The following is a 20,624-nucleotide window of genomic DNA, read 5'->3' on the forward strand; positions in this document are numbered from 1 at the left end:
GAATGCTGACCCAAAAGATCGATGGAGCGCTGGACGCCATTCTGGCCTGCATGATGCGTGTGCCGGCGTTGCGGGATGCCTACCGCCCCGGCACGCCCGAACGGGCCGCTCTGGACGATCTCCTGGCCTCGCTGCAGCGAGCCGATGCGGTGCTGTTCCACCGCGGGCCTGATGCGCCCTCGCCTGCCGCCCTCGGCGCCGCCGAAGCGCCTGGCCGCTTGCAACCCTGGCTCGAACGCCGGACATAAGGGGCCGATGAAGACCGAGCTCGACCATCTGCCGGAAGCCAAGCGCCGCGAGCTTCAGCGCGTGGTCGAGATCCTGTTCGCCGAGTTCCAGGGCGCCATCGCGCTCGGCACCCAGGCGCACAAGAAGCAGGGCCGGATCCTCAAGGTGATCCTCTACGGCTCCTATGCCCGCGGCGACTGGGTCGACGATCCTGTCGGCGGCTACAAATCCGACTATGACCTCCTGGTCGTGGTCAACCACGACCGACTTACCGACATGGTGGAGTACTGGGCCAAGGCCGAGGACCATCTCATGCGCGAGATGGCCATCGACCACCGCCTGACGGCGCCGGTCAGCCTGATCGTCCACACCCTCTCCGACGTGAACGCCCAGCTAAAGCGCGGCCGCCCGTTTTTCGTCGACATCGTCCGCGACGGGATCGCGCTCTACGACGCGCCGGGCCACGAGTTCGTGCATCCCGAGCCGCTATCGCCAGCGGAGGCGCTCAAGGAGGCGCAGGGGTATTTCGACGAATGGTTCGAAAGTGCGGAGGATTTCCGTTTGGCCGCAACGGAGCAAGAGGCCAAGGGAAAGGCGAAACTCGCTGCGTTCCTACTCCATCAAGCCACCGAACGTTTCTGTCACTGCGTCCTGCTCACGCTGACCCTGTACGCGCCTCGCAGCCACAAGCTGAATTTCTTGCGCTCGCAGGCTGAGCAGTTGGACGCGCGGCTCGCATCGGCCTGGCCGCGAGCGACCAAATTCGAACAGCGCTGCTTCGAGCTGCTGCGGCGCGCTTACGTGGATGCGCGCTACTCGCCGCAATACAAGATCACCGCCGAAGAACTGGCCTGGCTCGGCGAGCGGGTTGCGGCGTTGAAGGCGCTCGTCAAGCAAGTCTGTGAAGATCGGTTGGATATTTTGCGGGCCGAGGCCTGAGCCGGCCGCGACGTTGAGTTCGATGACACCGGGCCCTTGATCAGGCTATTTCCAGGGCGTGAAACCGTTCATCGAGATCGCCGGCGCATCCGGCTCTGTCTATCGCTTTCAATGGGTCAGCGGCCCGTCGAAGCTGCCGGCGACCGCCGGCAATTTCATCTTTTTCCGCTCCGCTCCCGACGGCGATGAGATCGTTTGCTGCGGAACTGCGCGCAGCTTGGTGCTCGCCGCCAGCGCCTGGGAACAGGCCCGGCACCAGCACGGGGCCACTTCAATCTACGTCCGCCTCAACGTCTCCCGAGTGATCCGAAGCACGGAGCACAACGATATTGCGGCCAAGCAGGCGCCGATGGTGACGATCACGGAGCCAGGTTAGTTCGGGGCTGTGGCGGATGCTCGTAATGCGGCCGTCACCGGTTCCCTGCGCACCGCTTAAGGGCGGTGTCGTCCCATAAGCCGCCCTCCAGAGTACCGGAGATTCCACTCCGGCCAGGTGCTACAAGCAGACATTTCAAGATCGGGAGCTTGACGAGACGACATGCCATCGTCCTTGGCAGCGCGCGCATGGGATTGCTAGCTGACCTGCCTGCGAACCACTAATACTGGGCGCCCGCCCCTGGTCTACCGGCAGACTTGTGCAAAGATTGCGGTCGATGCTTGTAACTCAAACCCTGTCGTCCGGCGTGATCATCCGGCAGGACTTTACCCAGTCTGTCCGGCTCCCTTTCTATGAAACCGACCACGACGAGTGGGTCTACGCGACCCACGGCGGTACGGTGTTCTTGGTTGTGTTTCACGGGCGCCCCTATGGCCTGACATGCCGCCACGTGTTCGGCGATTTCGACCCTGATCGCCTGTTCATCGCCCAAGACAAAGCCGCGCGAAAGGGCACGCCGCCGGGGCGGATCGCCGGGTTCGCCTATCCCTCGGCGCCACGCGATGGAGCTGTCGGTACGGACATCGAGGACCTTTGCGTGATCTACTTCCGCCCCGAGGTCCGCGCAGACTTTTTCACAGGTGCCTACGTCATTGACGACCGGACCATTGCTGACAGCCAGGCGGGCCACCGGCTGCGTGTCGCCGGAGCGTTGAAGGACAAGACGACTATTGTCCCGCCGGACATCACGGCGGGCTACGCACAACTCGAATTTCAGGATGACGGGCCCTTCGTAGACCCATTTCTCCGCACGGCGAAGGCTAAGTTCGATGCCGCGAACATAACCGAGATTACAGGGATGAGTGGATCGCCTGTTTTCAGCGACACCGCCAAGGCGTTGTGCGGCATGGTCGTGCGCGGCGGCATCTCGGAAGGCCTGTGCCGCATATATTTTATGGAGGCCAGCGACATCGTCCGATTTTTGGACGCCGTCAATCGCGGGGCTGCCAGCAACTATTATCTCAAGTCCCAACCGCGGCGTTGATCCGCACGCCGCCACGCGCAACAGGGCGAGCTCGGCGCCTAGCGCGCTGGCGACCTCGCAGTCGTTGAGCCGCTTGAGATCGAGCTATGGCCTGTCAACCGCCTCGTGCAGCGGTCGCTCACCTCTGCAAACGGCGGACACGCGCTGCACTTCGAGCGCGAACTTCACCTAGTCGCTGTCATCTTTGCTATTCAGCTCGCGAACTAGGTCCGCGTCAGGAAATTTCGGCAGCTTAGGCAGCGCCTTACGCTTGCGTTGCAAGGCCTCTAGCCGCTTCGTTTGGTCCGGAACAATCTTGGTTCGTAGGTCTTCGATGCTGAACGGGATAAATTCGCGGGTCCGCTCGTCCATGCGGCCCGGACGCTGTGCGTCAGTTTCAATTCGAAATAGAAGGTCAATCTCGCGTAGTTCTTCGAGCAAGAAACACATAATTTTGTAGAGCGTCGACAAGGCGTCCAGCGAAACCAATATCTGATATGGCGAATTTGATTCGTCTATATAGCTCCCAATCCCTTTTTCATGATCGTAGATGTGATGATGGACGATCGCATTTCGGTAGGATCGGCACTGATCTATCTGCGTAAAGCAACTAGATATAGCACTTTTGGCACGATCGTTGAGCAGCTCGCCGCGCGCCGCGCACTCTCTGAGTAATTTTAGCTTTGTTCTCTCCCCCATCACCTTGTCTGTGGCAAGCCTCAGCCAGAACGGCGTTTTAGCGAATAAGATTTGGGAACCGACAAAATCAATATGTGCCTCAATTTGATTCCACTTGAGTGCAATAGCTCCAATATCCGCCAGCTGCTCCGGCGTGTAAGCCCTTTTCGGATCAAATTCATACTTGGCCGGGCGTAGGCTGAGATGTTGCGGCGAGCGGCGTTTCATCGTCTCACTGCCGTCCGGCGACGGCTTTGCCGCCTTCGGCGCTGTCGGCCGCCGGGGGTTCATGGCCGCTCGTCCGCGCGCCAAAACCAGCAGTCGCGCGACACCGTCCCGCACCAGTGACGACGCAACATCGACTCTTCGCGGATCGCCGCCACATCCGGAACGGCGAGCACGAACCGCTCGCGCCCCGAACGTATCGTGCCCCTTTCGAAGACGGTGGGTGGCGATTGGTCCATTTTGGATCCGTCAATGCCGAGCGTCACCTTGTGTGCGACCATGGCCCCCTCAGGCGAACAGAATTACGTTCTTCTATCACGGCCTGGTGAACCGCAGCTAACCACCCCCGCTGCAGCTCGGGATGTCCTCGATCTGGAAGCTGGCCTTGCCTTAGGCCGCTCACCTCGCATGACCGCAGTTGGGACTTAATGCCAGGTTCAACTACATGTGGGCAACCTGCCGATTCTATCTTAACGCTAATTCGCTTACTGGGCCGCAGCTTTCATCAGCGACTAGGAGGAAGATTTGGAGCAGTTTCGAGTGTTATTCGAGGAGACTGGCGAAATTCGCTCAGTGTGGGGTCGGCGGGAGCCTTCACGTCATCTTCGCGGAGAGCGCGGTCTCCCTGTCGACAGCGCGCCCGGGCGCGTCCACATTGAGATACCCGGCTATGCGGTGACCGCGCCAGAATTCGATCATCCGGACTATGACGCAGTCGCGCAGAGGTTCTAATCTGGGCTGCGCCACTCGCCTGATCCGCTCATCAAGCTTGACTAGTGGCAACCTCAAGTGGCTGATTGGCCCATGAGCACATCTTCTCGCTTCACCAAGTTCCTGGAAAACATCCAGCTTACTGATGTTCAGGTGTCCAACGGGAAGGCAAGCCGTGAGGCTGTGGTCGGCACGCTGAACAGCACCTACTACGGCAGCACCAGCAACACTAACAACTCTGTCTATGTCGGATCCTGGGCCAAGTTCACCCGGATCAGGCCACCGCGTGACGTCGACGTGCTCTACGATCTGCCGAAAGCCGTCTACGACCGCTTTCAGCTCCGGACCGGCAATCGACAGTCGCAGTTACTGCAGGAGGTGAAAGCGGTTCTGCTGGCCGCCTATCCAAACACCTTGATCCGGGGCGACGGCCCTATCGTGATCGTCCCCTTCGCTACATTTAGCGTTGAGGTAATCCCCTCATTTAAGCTCACCGACGGCAAGTCGTGGGTCTGCCTCACAGAAGGTGGCGGCCGCTACAAGACCGCTGACTATGCCGCCGAGGCGTCGTACATTGCCGACTCGGACACCGCGACGAACGGGAAGACGCGCCACCTGGTGCGGATGATGAAACGCTGGCAGGCCGAATGTAGTGTACCGATCAAGTCGTTCCATATCGAGTTGACCTCGGCCCTATTCTTGGCGAATTGGGTGCACAAGGGTGAGTCGCGCTCCTACTATGATTGCATGGTCCGGGATTACCTGGCTTATCTCGTCAGCCGCGCGAATGGTCATGTCTACGCGCCCGGCACGGGCGAGCAGATGGCGCTCGGCGAGGCATGGTTAAGCCGCGCAAAGACCGCCCTCGATCGTGCTACCAAAGCCTGCACTCATGAGCTGACGCCTGCACCGGCATGGGCCTGCGAAGAGTGGCGCAAAATCTTTGGCGCTGACTATCCGAGCAACGACTGATGGACAAGAAGGCCATTGCACTGGTTGATGAATGCCAGAGACAGTTCGATTCCTGCCGCTATTCGGCAGCTTCGCTCTTCATCTGGCTGAAGTATGCTCGCTGGTGGCGCACGGCCTTTCTGGTCATCCCTATCATCATCGGCGGGGCGGCGAGCTCGCAGATCCTGACCGATTTTGGGGGCACGATTGGCAAGAGCGCCGCAATACTCTGTGGCGCGCTGGCGGGCTTCTTCCCCGCCATCTATGTGGCGCTCAATATGGACATGAATCTGCTAAGCATCTCCAGGGCCGCGACGGAGTTCACGAACCTGCGCGACAGGTTCCGCCAGGCGGCGCTGGTCAAGTCGGCCGAGCCGTTCGAGGAATTCAATGCGGTGTTCGAGCAGCTGATGGACCGCATGGACGCCATTCGATCAAGCGCGCCGCCGTCCCCCGAATGGTGCTTCAAGGAAGCGCAAAAGAAAATCGGTGCCGGGGACTACGATTTTGCTGTCGATCTTGGAATTAGGCCAAAGGCAGAAAAAGCCCCCTCAGAGATTCCTTCGTGAGCGAGCCAGCCTGATCGTTTGGGCCGCTTTTGGAGAGGGGCCAACTGACCAAGCGAACATCAGATCGCGGGACGCATCAGACTAGCGCACTCGCCACCCGGCCACGCCATAGATCCCGGTGACGGAAAAGGATCCGTAGGCTCCAATGACGATTGCTCGATAGATGACGGACGCGACGGCTTGTGCCACAACCCAAACGGCATGAAGCGCCGGTAGGATGCGAGAAGGTGTACGGTCAAGATGGGCTATCTGCTCAATTCATTGTCGAACCTCCCTGTCGATGACGAGGTCGACTTCTATATCTTCGTAATCAACGGCCAGTGGGATGAACCACTGTACGGCATGATGGAGAAGAACTTCGCCTCCGTCGCCAAGAATATTGGCAACAACGCAGTCATCGCTCGGGGGCTCGACCCAGCGGAGTTCGTTGCCGAGGTGCAGGAGAAATACCTCGGGCACGGTCAGGATGATTTGTGGAGCCTGTTGCCTGCCCTCTTGATCACCGACCGCCACCCCGACAAGCTAGACGACAATGCCATGCGGCTTGTCATTCCGCTTCGCGACGCGGACACGCGCTGCGGCGGCTGGCCCAATTTCTTCCGCCTTCTGTCCGACTTCGTCCAGTTTCGAAGCGACGAATTCCTGAGAAAATTTCAGAAGAAAGAGGATGTGGTCGGCGATCTAAATCGCTTCATCGAGATCAAACCCGAGTTCTTCGGCATCTCGTTGAACGTCAACGAAATCGTCGCGTGGTGGCGTGATCGCGCCGCTAGGCCAACCGGCTAAACGGGAGAATATCTGGGGGGCCTGTTCCCAGAACTTCTGATGCCGTTGAGCCCCGGTTCGGCCTGAATCCGGCGAGAGAATCCTCTGCCGAACGAGTCTGCGCACTTGCATGCAATCGTTCATTGGATGCCAGATCCATGTGAGATTCGAGCCTCCAGGAGCTTCGCTTCACATTCCCTCGACCGATCCCAATGACCGCTAACCGGAATCCACCGTTAACGTAGGCCGTCCCGTCCGGATGACTGCAAAGGCGAGGCCCGGCTGGGCCAGGCGAACGGCGAGTTTGCGGCAGGGCGCCAATTCGTGCTGTCGACCCGTTGCTGCCCTTCCGCTCGACGTCTATGTGCGTTGGGAAGCGAGGCCGTTCACGCGCGAGGTGAGGACATGAGCAAGTCGCCGCTGAAAGGGCGAAGCTATCGCATTGCTTTCCAACTCTATAGCGAGGATGGGTCGCGATCCGTGGATATCTTGGAGTTCGAAGGCGGCGAGGTATTTCTCGACGAAAAGGAAAAGGTTGGAACCGGTGGTTTCGAAAACCGACACTCCGGCAGCTTGGTAGGCCCCTTCGCCTCGGCGGAAGCGGCGGAATCCTTCATCGTTGGGACATCGTGGTTTAGCGGAAGGTAGACCTAGACGTCGGCTCTCCACCCGATTCATCCGGTCGCGGCGGCAGCTTCCGACATCAAGGGCACCAGCGGCCCCAACGGTGGCTTTGCGCCCGGAGGCCGATCAGCGAAACCGACCCTTACGAAAACCGTGGACGATGTGTCGAGCCCGCCGCTTCCAACGTCTTGTCGTCAGCCAATGCGACCACTCCTGAAGCCTGGGCGACTTCGGTGGAATTCAGCAAGTTTGGGCGCGAAGTTATCAAGACAATCTAATCACGCTTCAATTCACAAGATGAAATTCAAAATGAGGGTGTGTTGATAACCACTCCACAAAGCCAACGCTGATCACTGTGAACCAAATTCCTGTTACAGCCCAATACAAGAACGGGCTGTCTTTCCTATATATTCCTCTGCTTAGTAGAGATCCGCCGCCGGGAAAAAATCCCGTGACGAGAATAAATATGGTTCCTAAAAGTGCGCAAGAAAAGAAAAATGCGCCCACTAATCCTTCTTTGGCGATCGGCAAAAGCGTACCTTCCTGCACCCTATTTTTTCATCGATTCCGAATTTCATAATGTATCGGAGACGGGGTGATTCGATATTGAATCTCTCGCGCGCCGCGACGCTTCTACGGGAGTAGCACCAATAGGTTGCTGCCTGGTTAGCCGGATGACCTTGCGGTTTCCACCCCCTCCCGCCGCTTGGAGCGGCGGCTTTCCGCCCTGGAGCCCGCCGCGCTGCCAAGGTCGTTTTGCTGGCCGGGCTCGCGCGACAACCCGCGCCCCCTTGCGGACACCAGCAAGGCCCACCAATCAGAGGTCGCTTAGAGCAGCCTTTGCGGCTTCCTTGACCCTGCCGCAAATCGCCTTGGACTGCACAGGGCATGAGGAACTGGCATGTCCAATGACCTGCTTGAGGTCGGCCTCGCTCGTAGTAGCGTCTATGTGCTGCAAAACGAAGGCAACAAATACCGCGTCAGCGTTGCGCTGGTACAGTTCCACAATTGATTGATTCCAGTGCCCGGCAAGTCGCACGACCACCGCGTCGGAAATCTCCTCAGAAAGCCCACCGCCCGCGCAGCCGGGAAATTCTTTCTTGATATCGAATATTTCAGCTAACGACCGTGCCGCCCCGAGCTTCCCGCTAGCAAGCTCGTCTTGCGCATTGGTGCAAGTGTTGGTGAGGGCTGCCGCACGATGAGGCGCGAGGCAAACCGAGAACAGCAGCGCGAGACAGAGGATTGCATTCTTCATCTCGCGGTCGACCTTGCCGGTGCGTCGTCATGTGACAGCAGACTAGCTAAGAGCGCGTGACCGATGATCGTTAAGGTCCGCTCGCCACCCCAAATAGTCGTTGGTTGTGTCCGCTTGCTGAAATCTACGCGCCCGACACCAGCGAAAACTCGGACTTTTTTCCCATGACGTCGAGATGGATTTGCGCGCCGCTGATCGAGTAGTCCCATGGAGGCTCGACCAGCCGACTCCACAGTCTCTCCCCCTGAAGCGAGTAAGCCGCCAGCTCCAATTCGGCGCTCATCAACACGATGTCGGCGTGGCGGCTCCACCGCCAGAAGCCGCACATCGTTGAATCCTCCCAGAGTTTGCGTGGTGCCTTCAAGTCATAGGCGAGCAGGCGCTCTCCGGAACCGATCAACAATACGTCAGTCTCAGGAATGAGAAACACGCCGGGGTTAAAGCCCGCGATCGGCATGCACCGAAGCGAGAGCGCTAGGTACGGCCAACCGGCATCATCCCGAGTCACCGCAATGAAGACCGGCTCACCGTCAGCCTCGCCGACGCCGAAATTGTCATGCAGCTCGGCGCGCTCAACAATCTCGTTGTAGAGAATAGGCAAGGCACCAACGGCGCCTTGGATATTGTAACGATCAGCGCCAACCGCCAGCATAGTCCGCTCCGCCAACGCAGCCTCGCATTGCCTTGCTCGCCTATTCACCTTGCAGCGGAGCTTTGCAATGCCGCTTCGAACGTGAAGGTCCGCTCGCCACCCCAAACGGCCGGTCCCGACGGCAGCTTGCGGCTTCGACGCTGCTGGCGGCGCGAGCGGCGACTCGCCGTCCCCAGGCCAATCAGCGCTCACGACCCTGAGCAGACTCGCGCGAGACATTAGGCCCCGCCTTATCAGAAGTTGACGGCTTTGCTCAAACAACCAATAGTCCACGCCAAGCCGCGCCCGTCGGAAGCCAGGAGAGCGCAATCGTGTATGAATTGCCGCAACCTTTCCATTTGTCCGCGCTGCCAATAGTCAGACGATACCGGCCAATATCTGCCATTTTTCTTCAAGTCGCCCTATTTGTCATTCTTGTCGCTGTCACAGGGCCGTTCGTCTGGTTTTCGTACAAGCAAGAGCATAGCTTTTTGAATTTGTATTCAATAGGAGCAGTCGCTGTTGACGCGATTCCAATTTCCCTCATTTTTTATTTCGTTAGTCTCGGCGGATCGACTCTGACTATCGACAACACGGGCGTGCATCAGAAGCTGGGCCGAAGCCAACAGGATTTCCTCTGGACTGAGATCTCGGGAACGCAAATCATTGAGAAGAGTGAAGGCGGGGGGCGGGGTCCCGCATGGAAATCCAAGCAGGTCCAACTCCAAACCTTCAACCGGCGCGACTACGACAATCGCACCAATCTGATTTCGGGAATATTTGGCATTACAGCCTCTGATTTGGATACAGTAATCCAGGCTGGCTTGGATCGGTGGGGTGGCGCCCAGAGTAAGCCGGCTTCAGCCGGACCCACCCCAACGGCGCTGACCAGTTAGGTCCGGCTTCCACCCAATCCACCCGGTCGCGACGGCAGCTTGCGGCATCGAAGTCCTGGGCGATCCAAGCGGCGGCTCGGCGCCGGAATGCCGGCGATCGAATGGGATCCATTGCTAGCGCTCGACCAAGAACGCAGATTGGGCGGATGGGCAGAGTTCGAAAACGTATATGTGCGCTCGGTCTTGCAATTGGGTGCGCCTCTTGCCACGCGGCCCAGGAACCGCAACTGCGACTTAGAATGGGCATGGCAATCTCGGAGTTGAATGTAGAATTGGAGAAGCTTGGACCGAAGAGCCATCCGGCCATGCCAGACCAGGCAGGTGGTTGGCTGGGTGCGGGCGGCCCGTTCAATCTCGATGTGCAGCTTAGCGCAGGCACTCTTCACGTGCCGGTTTCAGAGCATGGCGGGCTACAGCTAGTGACCAGCCGCAATGATCTGGACTTCATCCAAGCCGATCTCGCACCGCAGCCGTTGGACGCCGCCGAGGCGCATCGCGTCGCAGAGCGACTCTGCATTCGGGCGCGCGAAGCGGGCCTCACGACTGAGTTAGCTACGCGCGGCCTCAGCTACGGCGGCGATGGCAAGGGCGTTTGCTCAATCCGAGATCGGGTGCAAGCGATGGGCGTTTGGATAGATCGTTTTCAGCTTGAGGAGAACGGAAAGTACAGGGTGCTCTTCAGTGTAAGTTCGGTCGGTCCGCATTGAGGATGCGGGACGTCCGTTTTCCACCCCCTCCTGCCTTTGACCGGGTCCGGTCTTGGCGTCGGAGCCCAGGCCGACGCCAATGGCGAGTTGTTGGCCGTCACCGGGCGACGGCGCGCGACCGAGGCCGTGGAAAAACGCGATTGCTGGGTTGGGGGGCTGGTCTGCCGTACTTTCAATGATCGAGTTGTGCTGTTGAGCGGGGATTTTGAAGAGGGTCAGGCGGGGTGATCAGGCTCTTATCGCCGCCATCAGCGGCCTGGCGCCGAAGATCTGGATCATTCTCTTGATGTTGTAGGCCAGAACGTGGAGGCTCATCTCCGTTCGGACCTTTTCGAGGGTCTTGGTCAGGAAGTGCATGCTTCCCATCCATGCCTTGAGCGTGCCGAAGGGATGTTCGACGGTCTGGCGGCGAACCAGCATGGCGTCGGGCATGTGGTCGAGCCTGGCCTGCATCTTGTCGAGCACGCCTTCGTGCTTCCAGCGCCTGAATCTCTTGAGCTTGTCCGGTGTGCATTTTGGTTTGAGCGGGCAGGTGAAGCAGGCTGTCAGATGACGGTATTCGTCCATATCGTCTTGGCGGGTCGGTCGGCGTCGGCTCTTGGTCAGCTTTTGGCCGGCGGGACAGGTGTAGTGATCGTTCTCGGCGTCGAAGACAAAGTCATGGCGGGTGAAGAAGCCGCGCTTGGCGGCGCTGGAGGTGTCCGTCTTGGGCACGCACGGCAGGACCCCGGTCCCCTCGCACGCCAGCACCTGCTCGCCGTTGAAGTAGCCGCGATCGGCCAGGGCGGTGAGTTCCTCGCATCCCGTCGCCGCCTGCGCCTTGCGCGCCATGGGCTCCAACTGGGTTCTGTCGTAGCCCAGGTTGGTCACCTCGTGCGCGACAATCAGATGGTGCTCGGCGTCGACCGCTGTCTGCACATTGTAGCCGACCACGCCGGTTCCGCGGCCGCTGGTCGCCATTGAACGCGCGTCGGGATCGGTCAGCGACACCTGCTTGTCCGGCGCGTCCTGGACCTGCTGCTCCATCGCCTTCAAGGCCTGCATCTGCCGGCGCAGGCCCGCAATCTTGTCCTTGATGCGGGTGGTCCTGGCTTCGGCGATGTCGCTCTCTTCGCGGTCGGCCCGGTCCAGGGCCGCCAGGTAGCGCGCGATGCTGGCCTCGACCTGCTCCAGCCGCTTGGCGACCTTGACCACGGTGAAGTTCTTGTCGCGATTGTTCACCGCCTTGAACTTGCTGCCGTCGATCGCGACCACCGCCCGGGTGAACAGGCCCAGCTGTCGGCACAGGACCACGAACTGCGCGCACACCGCCCGGATCGCCGGGCCGTTGTCCCGGCGAAAGCTGGCGATGGTCTTGAAGTCCGGCGCCAAGCGCCCGGTCAGCCACATCAGCTCGATATTGCGCTGGGCTTCGCGTTCGAGCCGGCGGCTCGACTGCACCCGATTGAGGTAGCCGTAGAGGTAGATCTTCAGCAGGGTCGAGGGGTGATAGGCGGGCCGACCCGTCGATGCCGGCTGAACGCCCTCGAACCCCAGCGCGCCGAGGTCCAACTCGTCGATAAAGACCTCGACCACACGGACCGGGTTGTCCTCGGCCACGTAATCGTCCAGCGACTGCGGCAACAACAATGATTGCCGTCGGTCGTCACCCTCGACAAAGCGCTTCATCGACGGCTCCAAAGCTGCGTCGATGCCAGATTCTAAGCTGCTTCGCCGTTTTTACACAGGCTGGACCCAAAGCCCCCGCAATCTGAAATGATGGCCGGTATCGGCAATCCACAGATCGTTGTCGCGAAATTCACCGCTGTCACCCTTTGCATCCCAGCGGCTTTCGAAATGATGTTCACCCCACGAGCGTGGTTGCGCTGTGACCCGCATAGGCTGAGCCGAAATCGTGGCGACAACGATGCCGAAGAATGCAGCAGTTCTCATGCGCTTCGCGTTCCCCCGTAAACCTCGGGACCATGTCTGAAGTTAACGGTGACGGCAACGACGGCTCACCACCCCGAACTGCCGGTCCCGATGGCAGCTTGCCAGCCCGAGGTCGGCCGGCGTCTCTGCCCCTGGCCGCCCCTTACGGGAGTTGGCGTCTTGCCGACTCATAGGCAGCTTTAAAACGAAACAGGGCTGCGCCCGCCTTAATCCGTTGGCCGTGGCTGAAGTAGAACATCGGCATCAAATTATGCGCGGTCATCGCCTGCCCGACGTCAAAACTGGCCGATCCTTCGCGAGCCGGGACAATGCCGTTGGGAAGGGTCACCAGGCAATCCACGCTGCAATCTTGCACGTCGAGCACGCGGGTGGCTCCAGGGACCAGCTTCACCGTCCAATTGCCTGACGCGTCCTTCACAGTATCAGCGAAGGTCACTGCGAAGAACTCACCCCTGTCCGCATCCGGTGGGAGACGAAACGTGACGGACGCCACCTTGCCCCCAGGCTGAAGCGTAACGACGATGGACATGCGGCGCGAGGGCTCCCCCTCGCCATGCACAATGTCGCCGATGATGGAACAACTCTGCGCGTCGCACGTGGACTTCCAGGTCTCCCCCAGCGCGGGCACGTCCTGCGCCTGCGCCGGCAACGCCTCTGAGAGCACCGCAGCGAAGGCCGCGCACGTCACTAGCGATCTCTTTGTTGCGGCACGCGTCATCCAATGTCCCCAGCGCGAAGCTTCCTTTCCGCCGTCGATGCCCGACAGCGGCTTGAACCGCAAGGTCCGCTCGCCACCCCCTGCTGCCGGTCGTAGCGGCAGCTTTCGGCATTGCGGTGATCGCCATCGTCATCGGCGAGATGCCGCTCCGGCGCCAACCAGCGAGAACGACCGGTCGCAGATGTTCGCTACGTCCGCTCGGGGCGCCAATCGCTTTGAAAACGTGGCGCTGGGCGATGGAGTCAGTTTCGACAGGTCAGAGCGCTGGGGTCGGTTGGCACGGTGATCCCGCCGCATGGGCCGGTCGGGCCTGGCGGCCTGGCTGGCGTGACGGCTCTGTCCCTGGATGATGCGCTGGTGCTGCGAGGGGGCTCCACGTGCCTCGTGATCGGCCCCGGCCCCGTCGGGATCGCCGCGCACTGCCTGCCCTGCTGGATCGCGGCCTGGATCGCCAAGCTAGCAAGGGTGGGAAACATCGGTTCAACCGCCGCTCTGGCTGCGGCGTTCGCCTTTGGGCTCGCATGAACTGTCATTGCGTCGAGCCATGCTTCGCGGTCGCTGCTGCAGCGCGCCAGGAGCTTCTGTTCGAGCGCCTGGCTGTCCCGGGAGGGATGCATTTCCACCGCCTGGGAGAACAGGCAGTTCTCATAAGCCTCTTTCGTCGAGTGGATCCTGGCGAGCATGCCGTCGATTTCGGGGTCACCGCTCGAACCGATGGCGAGCGCCGCAAGGCCAGCGAGAATCATTTCGTCAGAGCCCTTCCCCCGGAAGCGAACACAATCTTAGCCGCAACCAGCAGCTGGGCAGTCAGCGGCGGGGTGGCACGAGCTGGTGGTGCGCCGAATCCGGTCATTCCAAGCGGTGGCGGAGGGTGGTGGGCTGTCGCGAGGTTCCTCCCGGAAAGTTGCCGTTCATCCTCGCTTTCAAACCGTCGGTGAAAATTTACCGCATTCTTTTCAGGGTTGTGAAATCATTCCCAATCAAGCTGGCGGAGATCAACTGCGGACCCATCGATATGCCTTCGACATCGAGATTCGGACGACGAGGTATTGCATCGCCTGACGCACCGCCGAAGGCGGCTGGCGATCCCGGGCTTGAACGCCAGTCAGGTTCAAGTGCTTCGAGCTTTGTTGGGCTGCTATTCAGCTTCGAAGGACGCGTTCCGCGATTGAGTTATTGGCTAAGTCAAATTGGCTGCATCATCGTCTCCCAACTCGTCGCATTTTTGTGCCGCATCCTGAATGAGGGGCTCCATCGGCAGGGTGAGGGTGCATCCGCATCATTGGGCATAGCCTCGCTCGTCTTGATCGTGATGTTGATTCTCCTGGGTGTCCTTGCCTTGGCCTTCTGGATCAGTTTGACTTTCGTCGTCAGGCGCTGGCACGACCGCGACAAATCCGGAGCGTGGGCGCTCCTGGGCTTCATTCCGATCATCGGCTGGATGTGGCAGGGCATTGAGTGCGGCTTTCTTGAGGGATCCTTGGGCCCGAACCGGTACGGTCCCTCGCCAAAGGGGATCACTGGGGTGACCTTCGAAGATTTTGGCCCCGCACCGGTCGCCTAAGGCCGCTCAAGGCTGCGATTCTGGGCGGGTCAGGGCCAGAACCGGCCATTCCGAGCGGCGCAGTTGGGTCGTGAACGCTGATTGGCCTCAGGCCAGAAAGTCGCCGTTGGCGACGCCGGTGCGGTCGGGGCCGTAAGCTGCCATCGGGACCGGCTGTTCGGGGTGGAAACCGGCCGCTGGTGATTGGCTCGCTCAGCCAGAGATTCGCACGCGGCGAAAATAGGGGCCCAATCTGCCCTGGCTAGACAATGTTTCGGTACTTAGCCGATCGCCAACCGCAATCAGTTCCGTAGCAGGTATTCGAATTACGACAACCGTGCCTTCGTCGAAATCGGCCCGCCACGTGTGATTACTATAGTTGCCATACCCTTCAAATTCGCGGGTGAGCATCTCGCAAAACGTATTTGTCAATGCTCGCAATTTTATCTGTCGCATTCTGGGCTTGAATAACTGCTTTCACTCTGGAGGCCCAACTTCGACGACTTCAAACATTTCCAGACCCGCCTCATTTACAACCCACCTCGAAATCTAAAGGAGTTTCGGCCTAGGTCGAAACATTCTCGCCTGACTGAAGGCCGCTGAGGGGTGGTTTTGCTGCCTTGCCTCCGGGCGCCAAGCCGCCGTTCGTGTTGTCGACGACCTCGATGCCGCAAGCTGCCGCCGGCACCAGTCGAATGGGGTGGGGAGCGGACAGCTCTATCGGATGAGGTGGCGGGCAATCTCAGGGCCCATGAGTGACGATGCAATAGTCGCCCCGGTTAGGTCTGCGCCCTGATTCAGCGCGTTGCTCGCAGCATCAATGTCGGCGCTGCTTCCGGCGATGAGCTTGTAGACTTCGTGATCCATGACGCCATATTGTCTGTGAGCGCGAGCCAGCTTCAGACCAGCAGCGTATTCTGGCTGCCGCATCAAATTCGCTTGGACAAGTTTTCCATCCGCCGCCTGGGCAGTCACCGTCTGAACGAAATGACGCATACCTAGCTCTTCAAGCACTGGCCGGCCAAACGCGATTGGAAGGAGTGCTACAAGCCTCCAGGCCTCACCCTCGTCGAACCCGTCGCGCATGAGGGCAGCGACTTGTTCATCGCCGCCAAGCTCGAAGGTCTGCGCAAGCGTCTCGGCGGCCCGAATGAGCCGCGCCTCGGACATCTGTTCAGGTCGCCACCACAGCCACATTCATCGAACCTATGATCGAAGGACCCATGTCTGCAACGGGTCGCGAGCGCTGGTTGGGCTCGTGCCAGGAAGTCGCCGTTTGCGACGCCGGCGCCGTCGCAGCCGAAAGCTGCCGTCGGGACCGGCCGTTGAGGGTGGAAACCCGCCGTGGGCGGTCAGTCGACCCGATGGTCGGGTTTTGCCAGCGCTGTGACATTCCAAGTCGACGCCCGTCACTCCGGGTCTAATTTCCGCCCCGCATGCCATTTTGTTCTAAATTGGCCCAAACATATATCTAATATGTTGTTGCCGCTTACATATCTTACCACATCAGACGGCGGGTTGTTCAAAGATGTATTGGTTCGATTTTGAAAATATGTTTTTCCGCCGAATCGAAACCACTTCACGCTATTCTCATCGCACGTCTTCGGGGAATCTGAGTCTTGCAATGTATTGAGCAGGTCGTGTTCATTGCCCTCCAGGGTGGGTTTACCGTTTTTCACTGGCTCGTAGAAATTGTATATACATTCGACATTTCCGCCGGGGGTAGATTGCAGTAACGCTAGTTTCGCGCTTCTGCCGGTATTTCGAAAATCAACGGTTGAGTATCCTACCACGTGCGTTGCGCTTAAATCTGAGACCTCTTCGTATTTTTCTGGCGGTATGGTGTCTATCTCTGCAGATTTTACGTTTCCCATTGCCACTGCCCGGCATATCTCGCTACCTTCGCTTCGAACGGGCCGCAGCGTCTCTTGCTCAGTCGAAGTGAAATCACACGCGACGTGCTCAATGTTGTCAGATGCTATATAGCCCAGATAGGTAGCATGCCGAAGGCTTTCGGTTTCGAAATGGAGGACGTAGGTTCGCCCTCGATGACGGAACCAGCGCGCGCCAAAGTCAGCCGGACCATTCCATTTCGACCTGGGCGTGATAGTGGCGGCCGGTGAACCCGGCGGGGCATTAAGGTCATGGTACTCAACCTGCTCACCACCTCTCATTCCATCCACTCGGCCAATGGAAGCAACTTTTTTCGTTTTGGTATTGGTCACGTCGAAAATGCCATGAACCACAAGTTCATGGGCGATCGCCGGCCCCCGTGCAGCGACGTAGGAACAGGCTTCGCGGGTTTCGGCGAGGCTCGGAGCTGGCGATGATTTCGAATTCGCGGGTTGGCTGATGGCCAAATCCGATCCAACGAGAGCCACTACGACCAATAGCCAGAACGTTCTCAACCAACCACCACCCGCATTCACCGGAATGAACGACACCAACCGTCATTACCTCAACAGGCCATTGCCCGTCATTGGCGAACTTGCGGTAACGGCCGCTATAGCGAATGGAACTCGGTTCTGCGGCCCCTGAGGAAATCGGCAGCTACGGGTCGCGAGCGTTTGTCCGCCCTGGGCCAGGAAGTCGCCGTTAGCACCGCCGGCGCCGTCGAAGCCGCAAGCTGCCGTCGGGACCGGCCGTTCGGGGTGGTTAGGGGACGTCACGACCCTGGCCGCGACCCGCGATCTGAATGTGCGTCACCGTCAAGCGCGCGATGCGCCGCGTCACGAAGCAATGGGGCGAGGCCGGTTTCCTTGCCATTTGAGAGGATATCCTCGCCGCAATCGTCATAGGCGTCCAACTGGATCCTCACGCCCGAGCTATTCATGCCCGCGTACTGCACCCGAGTGACTGGCACGAAATCCAAGCACACGTTGCTGACCATGGTTGAGCGGGTTTCGTCGGGTAGGCCCGAAGCGTACGCCTGTGCGGCGAGGATGGTTGTCACAGCGCTTCGAAGCTTGAGGAAGTCGCCGTAAACTATATGCCCTTTGCGCATTTCGAGCATTCGCCAGACGCCATCATCACGGGTCGCCTTGCCCGATGTGACTTCGACCGTCTTCAGGTCCCAAACGAATTCAACGAACCACCAGACATGAGCCCGGCCCTCCTGAGCAAGTCCGTAGGCGCGCAGGACCTCAGGTCGCTTTTCCAGATCAGGAAGCTTGAAGATCGAAGGCAGCGGTGCGGGCGGCGGAGTCATGGCCGCATCTGCACTCGCTATTTCGGCCGCGAGTGTAAGCGTCGCGACGAGTCCAACCTTCACGAATGTCTTGAACATTTTCGCCCCGCCCACTCCACCCAGAAGGCTCAGACTAGACTGTGAGACTGGGGCCAGGAAGGCCGGCTTCGGCCGAATTGGAGCGCTGATGCGATCCGGTGACCAAGTAAACGGACCGTCTCCTTTGGGTCGTGACCCGGAATTGGCTCCCGCCCAGAAAGGCGACATTCGCATGGCCGAGGGCCTTGGCGCCCGATAGCGGACCTCGCGATCGGCTGCAGAGGGTGGAAAGCTGCCGGTAGTAATGCGCCCGTTGCCATGCGAGGTTCATCAGATGCGAAGCTTAGCTGATGCGCCCGCTGCCTCGGCCGACCTCACGAGACGGACCCGTTGGTACTGGGGCATCGGTGTCGGCCAGGTCTTGGCGACCATCGCCTTGGTGCTCGGAGTGAGCCTGTATTCAGGGTTGGCCGCGTCCTACTTGTTCCTTCTCTCTGCTGCGACTTACCTGCCCGCCTACGTAGCCGCTTCGATTTGGCTAGCACGCTTCAAGTGCCCTCGCTGCGGCCATCGCTGGTTGAGGTTGGTTGGCGGCATGCCTCCGCCGTTCACCACCAAATGCAGCCACTGCGGCCTGCCGCGGGGCTGACTGCCCGATGCAGATGGGTTGGATGGCTCCCGCTCCCGACCTCAAAGGGCCAATGTGGTTGCTGTCATGACAACCTGAGCATTGGGAGCCACCCGAGATGGAGATTACCACCCTCGGCCTCGACCTGGCCAAGAACGTCTTTCAGGTCCACGCGATCAGCAGCACGGGCGAAGTCGTGGTCCGTCGAGCGCTGAGACGGGCGCAGGTGGTCCCGTTCTTCAGCAAGCTGGCGCCCTGCCTGGTGGGCCTGGAGGCTTGCGGAACCAGTCACTACTGGGCGCGAGAGCTGACCGGGCTGGGCCACGAGGTGCGGATGATGCCGCCGGCCTACGTCAAACCCTATGTGAAGCGCGGCAAGACCGACGCTGGCGACGCTGAAGCGATCTGCGAAGCCGTGCGGCGGCCGACCATGCGGTTCGTGCCGATCAAGTCGGTGGACCAGCAGGCAGCTCTCGCGCTGCACCGGAGCCGCGATCTGCTCGTACGCCAGCGCACCCAGCTGGTGAACATGATCCGGGGCGTGCTGGCCGAGTTCGGCATCGAGATTCCGAAGGGGATCACCTACGCCTTGGTCTTCATCCGGCGGGTTGTGGCCGGGGAAGCGCAGGACATCCCTCAACTCGCCGCGAAGGTGATCGGGGCCTTGGCCGAGCACGCGCTGGAGGGACAGGCTCGAATACGCCAACTCGAGCGTGAGCTGCTGGCCTGGCATCGCTCCAGCGAACTCTCGCAGCGCATCGCCACCGTTCCCGGCGTGGGCTTGCTCGGGGCGACGGCGTTGGCGGCCACGGTGACCGATCCGGCGCAGTTCCGCTCCGGCAGGCAGTTCGCCGCCTGGCTCGGGCTGACCCCGCGACAGAACTGCAGCGGCGGGAAAGAGCGCCTGGGGCGGATCTCCAAGATGGGTGACCAGTACCTGCGAAGGCTGCTGGTCAACGGCATGACCTCGCTCGTCGCCCGCAACGTGCGTCGCCCTGACATGGCCGACCCACGGGTCGCCGCGCTGCTCGCGCGTAAACCGTTGCGCGTGGCCACGGTGGCCATGGCCAACCATGCTGCGAGAGCGATCTGGGCGATCATGGCCCGCGGCGAGACCTATCGCGCGCCGAGACCGTTCGAGGCGGCGGCCGCGTGAGACCGGGCGATCGGCCCGAACAGGCGGCTTGAGAGTTGCGAGGACGATGTGAAGTGATGGCGAACCGGTCAGACCGGAGACGAGGACAACCCGTGGAAGGTCCAGGGCGTCATAGCCCGCTAAGCAGGTAGGGACCTTCGTCTGCGGAAACCATCAGGGCCAGCGGTCGATGACCGCGCGAACAGGTCGAACACAAGACGGCATCCGACCACCACGCCTACGCTCACATCAGGACTTGCAATGCGGGAGCCATCCACACAGGACCTTCCGAATGGACGAGAAGGGTGGAAAGCGGTCTTCGAATTGTGGAGGCTTAAATGGTTGCGGCCTGTTGAGCGGACCTAGGAGCATTTTTGATCAAGTGCACAAAACATCTTAAATGTATAAAATGCAATAGGAAGCCAAGCCGCCGAAAACAAGGTGTATTTGCTGTCCATATACAGCGTGTCACCCTTGCGATTAAGAATATGAAGACCCATACCGACGAGCGTCCCGCCATAAATTAGTATACTTGACGCCACGGCGCGCGGAAAGAATGCCAATGGTAGGTATAGTATCATCATTGGAATGCCCCCGAAGAACATAACTGGAATGCCCACGGGCGGAAAATTCATCGCTACTGCGGCCACAAGAGCGGTCGCCACACTAAAACCAAAATAACGCATCTAATTCGGACCCGTTTGTATCGCCTGTTGAGACCGTGTTGTTCACAACATATAAGCAGCATGCTCAGCTGTTCCAGTATAACATACAATGCGTCAACGATTGGTTGAGCTGCAAGTGGAACTTGCTAGCTTTCGAGTCAACTCCATAGGGTGTTCATTCCGGGGTATGGAACG

General features: G+C 59.9%; 24 protein-coding genes. 12 read left to right on the forward strand and 12 right to left on the reverse strand.

Annotation, left to right across the window (positions count from 1 at the left end; all coding sequences use genetic code 11):
• Positions 1-2 precede the first annotated feature (2 nt).
• The 4 genes from KCG34_RS08240 (at position 3) to KCG34_RS08255 (ending at position 2,588) form a co-directional block, all read left to right on the forward strand.
• Positions 3-248 (forward strand): hypothetical protein, encoded by a 246-nt coding sequence (locus KCG34_RS08240; protein WP_211939897.1) that lies wholly within the window; start codon positions 3-5, stop codon positions 246-248.
• A 7-nt stretch (positions 249-255) separates the two neighbouring features.
• Complete coding sequence (locus KCG34_RS08245; protein WP_211939898.1) at positions 256-1,167, forward strand: HEPN domain-containing protein; 912 nt, start codon at positions 256-258, stop codon at positions 1,165-1,167.
• Between the two features lie 58 nt (positions 1,168-1,225).
• Positions 1,226-1,543: a hypothetical protein gene (locus KCG34_RS08250; RefSeq protein ID WP_211939899.1), complete on the forward strand. Its 318-nt coding sequence runs from the start codon at positions 1,226-1,228 to the stop codon at positions 1,541-1,543.
• Positions 1,544-1,820: 277 nt separating this feature from the next.
• Positions 1,821-2,588 carry a hypothetical protein gene (locus KCG34_RS08255; RefSeq protein WP_211939900.1) on the forward strand — a complete coding sequence of 256 codons (768 nt, stop codon included), beginning with the start codon at positions 1,821-1,823 and terminating at the stop codon, positions 2,586-2,588.
• A gap of 168 nt (positions 2,589-2,756) precedes the next feature.
• Here the strand turns inward: KCG34_RS08255 and KCG34_RS08260 are convergent, their stop codons facing one another.
• Together KCG34_RS08260 and KCG34_RS08265 are read right to left on the reverse strand one after the other, a co-directional pair.
• Positions 2,757-3,536, reverse strand: a complete 780-nt coding sequence (locus tag KCG34_RS08260) for a hypothetical protein (RefSeq protein WP_211939901.1) — start codon at positions 3,534-3,536, stop codon at positions 2,757-2,759.
• The gene (locus KCG34_RS08265; protein WP_211939902.1) at positions 3,533-3,751 is read right to left on the reverse strand and encodes a hypothetical protein; all 219 of its coding nucleotides are present in this window, start codon (positions 3,749-3,751) and stop codon (positions 3,533-3,535) included. The genes KCG34_RS08260 and KCG34_RS08265 overlap by 4 nt, the downstream gene beginning before the upstream one ends.
• 523 nt (positions 3,752-4,274) lie before the next feature.
• On the opposite strand from KCG34_RS08265, the gene KCG34_RS08270 reads away from it, so the two are divergent.
• The 4 genes from KCG34_RS08270 to KCG34_RS08285 all read left to right on the forward strand — a co-directional run bounded on the left by KCG34_RS08270 (position 4,275) and on the right by KCG34_RS08285 (position 7,114).
• Positions 4,275-5,153 (forward strand): SMODS domain-containing nucleotidyltransferase, encoded by an 879-nt coding sequence (locus KCG34_RS08270; RefSeq protein ID WP_211939903.1) that lies wholly within the window; start codon positions 4,275-4,277, stop codon positions 5,151-5,153.
• Positions 5,153-5,701: a hypothetical protein gene (locus KCG34_RS08275; RefSeq protein ID WP_211939904.1), complete on the forward strand. Its 549-nt coding sequence runs from the start codon at positions 5,153-5,155 to the stop codon at positions 5,699-5,701. Before KCG34_RS08270 ends, KCG34_RS08275 begins: the two co-directional genes overlap by 1 nt.
• 240 nt (positions 5,702-5,941) lie before the next feature.
• Positions 5,942-6,487, forward strand: coding sequence for a hypothetical protein (locus KCG34_RS08280; protein ID WP_211939905.1), 546 nt, complete (start codon positions 5,942-5,944; stop codon positions 6,485-6,487).
• A gap of 384 nt (positions 6,488-6,871) precedes the next feature.
• Positions 6,872-7,114: a hypothetical protein gene (locus tag KCG34_RS08285; RefSeq protein ID WP_211939906.1), complete on the forward strand. Its 243-nt coding sequence runs from the start codon at positions 6,872-6,874 to the stop codon at positions 7,112-7,114.
• A 261-nt stretch (positions 7,115-7,375) separates the two neighbouring features.
• On the opposite strand, the gene KCG34_RS08290 is transcribed toward KCG34_RS08285, so the two are convergent.
• From KCG34_RS08290 to KCG34_RS08300, 3 genes are all read right to left on the reverse strand, one after another.
• Positions 7,376-7,639 (reverse strand): hypothetical protein, encoded by a 264-nt coding sequence (locus KCG34_RS08290; RefSeq protein ID WP_211939907.1) that lies wholly within the window; start codon positions 7,637-7,639, stop codon positions 7,376-7,378.
• Positions 7,640-7,907: 268 nt separating this feature from the next.
• On the reverse strand, positions 7,908-8,348 hold the full coding sequence (locus tag KCG34_RS08295) for a hypothetical protein (protein WP_211939908.1): 441 nt from the start codon (positions 8,346-8,348) through the stop codon (positions 7,908-7,910).
• Positions 8,349-8,472: 124 nt separating this feature from the next.
• Positions 8,473-9,000: a hypothetical protein gene (locus KCG34_RS08300; RefSeq protein WP_211939909.1), complete on the reverse strand. Its 528-nt coding sequence runs from the start codon at positions 8,998-9,000 to the stop codon at positions 8,473-8,475.
• 311 nt (positions 9,001-9,311) lie between these two features.
• Here KCG34_RS08300 and KCG34_RS08305 point away from each other — a divergent pair, with 311 nt between their 5' ends.
• Positions 9,312-9,875, forward strand: coding sequence for a hypothetical protein (locus KCG34_RS08305; RefSeq protein ID WP_211939910.1), 564 nt, complete (start codon positions 9,312-9,314; stop codon positions 9,873-9,875).
• A gap of 239 nt (positions 9,876-10,114) precedes the next feature.
• Positions 10,115-10,582, forward strand: coding sequence for a hypothetical protein (locus KCG34_RS08310; protein WP_211939911.1), 468 nt, complete (start codon positions 10,115-10,117; stop codon positions 10,580-10,582).
• Positions 10,583-10,810: 228 nt separating this feature from the next.
• Here KCG34_RS08310 and KCG34_RS08315 read toward each other — a convergent pair whose 3' ends face one another.
• The 4 genes from KCG34_RS08315 to KCG34_RS08330 form a co-directional block, all read right to left on the reverse strand.
• A complete protein-coding gene (locus KCG34_RS08315) occupies positions 10,811-12,250 on the reverse strand; it encodes an IS1182 family transposase (protein ID WP_211939912.1) in 1,440 nt (479 codons plus the stop codon).
• A gap of 51 nt (positions 12,251-12,301) precedes the next feature.
• Positions 12,302-12,514: a hypothetical protein gene (locus KCG34_RS08320; RefSeq protein ID WP_211939913.1), complete on the reverse strand. Its 213-nt coding sequence runs from the start codon at positions 12,512-12,514 to the stop codon at positions 12,302-12,304.
• A gap of 142 nt (positions 12,515-12,656) precedes the next feature.
• Entirely contained in the window at positions 12,657-13,295 is a 639-nt protein-coding gene (locus KCG34_RS08325) for a hypothetical protein (protein ID WP_211939914.1), read from the reverse strand.
• A gap of 179 nt (positions 13,296-13,474) precedes the next feature.
• Positions 13,475-13,978 carry a hypothetical protein gene (locus tag KCG34_RS08330; RefSeq protein ID WP_211939915.1) on the reverse strand — a complete coding sequence of 168 codons (504 nt, stop codon included), beginning with the start codon at positions 13,976-13,978 and terminating at the stop codon, positions 13,475-13,477.
• Between the two features lie 158 nt (positions 13,979-14,136).
• Between KCG34_RS08330 and KCG34_RS08335 the strand changes: the two genes are divergently transcribed.
• Positions 14,137-14,796, forward strand: a complete 660-nt coding sequence (locus KCG34_RS08335) for a DUF805 domain-containing protein (protein ID WP_211939916.1) — start codon at positions 14,137-14,139, stop codon at positions 14,794-14,796.
• A gap of 696 nt (positions 14,797-15,492) precedes the next feature.
• Here the strand turns inward: KCG34_RS08335 and KCG34_RS08340 are convergent.
• The 3 genes from KCG34_RS08340 to KCG34_RS08350 form a co-directional block, all read right to left on the reverse strand.
• A complete protein-coding gene (locus tag KCG34_RS08340; RefSeq protein WP_211939917.1) occupies positions 15,493-15,945 on the reverse strand; it encodes a hypothetical protein in 453 nt (150 codons plus the stop codon).
• A 239-nt stretch (positions 15,946-16,184) separates the two neighbouring features.
• On the reverse strand, positions 16,185-17,219 hold the full coding sequence (locus tag KCG34_RS08345; protein ID WP_211939918.1) for a hypothetical protein: 1,035 nt from the start codon (positions 17,217-17,219) through the stop codon (positions 16,185-16,187).
• A 221-nt stretch (positions 17,220-17,440) separates the two neighbouring features.
• Positions 17,441-18,061: a hypothetical protein gene (locus tag KCG34_RS08350; RefSeq protein WP_211939919.1), complete on the reverse strand. Its 621-nt coding sequence runs from the start codon at positions 18,059-18,061 to the stop codon at positions 17,441-17,443.
• A gap of 686 nt (positions 18,062-18,747) precedes the next feature.
• Here KCG34_RS08350 and KCG34_RS08355 point away from each other — a divergent pair.
• A complete protein-coding gene (locus KCG34_RS08355; protein WP_211939920.1) occupies positions 18,748-19,785 on the forward strand; it encodes an IS110 family RNA-guided transposase in 1,038 nt (345 codons plus the stop codon).
• The last annotated feature ends 839 nt before the right edge of the window (positions 19,786-20,624 follow it).

Origin of the sequence: Phenylobacterium montanum, from assembly GCF_018135625.1 — a bacterium.
Classification (GTDB): domain Bacteria; phylum Pseudomonadota; class Alphaproteobacteria; order Caulobacterales; family Caulobacteraceae; genus Poindextera; species Poindextera montana.

Excerpts from the sequence above, each read along its gene's own strand:
- KCG34_RS08240 (WP_211939897.1), top strand. The coding sequence starts at position 3 with ATGCTGACCCAAAAGATCGATGGAGCGCTGGACGCCATTCTGGCCTGC.
- KCG34_RS08245 (WP_211939898.1), top strand. The coding sequence starts at position 256 with ATGAAGACCGAGCTCGACCATCTGCCGGAAGCCAAGCGCCGCGAGCTT.
- KCG34_RS08255 (WP_211939900.1), top strand. The coding sequence starts at position 1,821 with ATGCTTGTAACTCAAACCCTGTCGTCCGGCGTGATCATCCGGCAGGAC.
- KCG34_RS08260 (WP_211939901.1), bottom strand. The coding sequence starts at position 3,536 with ATGAACCCCCGGCGGCCGACAGCGCCGAAGGCGGCAAAGCCGTCGCCG.
- KCG34_RS08265 (WP_211939902.1), bottom strand. The coding sequence starts at position 3,751 with ATGGTCGCACACAAGGTGACGCTCGGCATTGACGGATCCAAAATGGAC.
- KCG34_RS08270 (WP_211939903.1), top strand. The coding sequence starts at position 4,275 with ATGAGCACATCTTCTCGCTTCACCAAGTTCCTGGAAAACATCCAGCTT.
- KCG34_RS08275 (WP_211939904.1), top strand. The coding sequence starts at position 5,153 with ATGGACAAGAAGGCCATTGCACTGGTTGATGAATGCCAGAGACAGTTC.
- KCG34_RS08280 (WP_211939905.1), top strand. The coding sequence starts at position 5,942 with ATGGGCTATCTGCTCAATTCATTGTCGAACCTCCCTGTCGATGACGAG.
- KCG34_RS08285 (WP_211939906.1), top strand. The coding sequence starts at position 6,872 with ATGAGCAAGTCGCCGCTGAAAGGGCGAAGCTATCGCATTGCTTTCCAA.
- KCG34_RS08295 (WP_211939908.1), bottom strand. The coding sequence starts at position 8,348 with ATGAAGAATGCAATCCTCTGTCTCGCGCTGCTGTTCTCGGTTTGCCTC.
- KCG34_RS08300 (WP_211939909.1), bottom strand. The coding sequence starts at position 9,000 with ATGCTGGCGGTTGGCGCTGATCGTTACAATATCCAAGGCGCCGTTGGT.
- KCG34_RS08310 (WP_211939911.1), top strand. The coding sequence starts at position 10,115 with ATGGGCATGGCAATCTCGGAGTTGAATGTAGAATTGGAGAAGCTTGGA.
- KCG34_RS08315 (WP_211939912.1), bottom strand. The coding sequence starts at position 12,250 with ATGAAGCGCTTTGTCGAGGGTGACGACCGACGGCAATCATTGTTGTTG.
- KCG34_RS08320 (WP_211939913.1), bottom strand. The coding sequence starts at position 12,514 with ATGAGAACTGCTGCATTCTTCGGCATCGTTGTCGCCACGATTTCGGCT.
- KCG34_RS08330 (WP_211939915.1), bottom strand. The coding sequence starts at position 13,978 with ATGATTCTCGCTGGCCTTGCGGCGCTCGCCATCGGTTCGAGCGGTGAC.
- KCG34_RS08340 (WP_211939917.1), bottom strand. The coding sequence starts at position 15,945 with ATGTCCGAGGCGCGGCTCATTCGGGCCGCCGAGACGCTTGCGCAGACC.
- KCG34_RS08350 (WP_211939919.1), bottom strand. The coding sequence starts at position 18,061 with ATGTTCAAGACATTCGTGAAGGTTGGACTCGTCGCGACGCTTACACTC.
- KCG34_RS08355 (WP_211939920.1), top strand. The coding sequence starts at position 18,748 with ATGGAGATTACCACCCTCGGCCTCGACCTGGCCAAGAACGTCTTTCAG.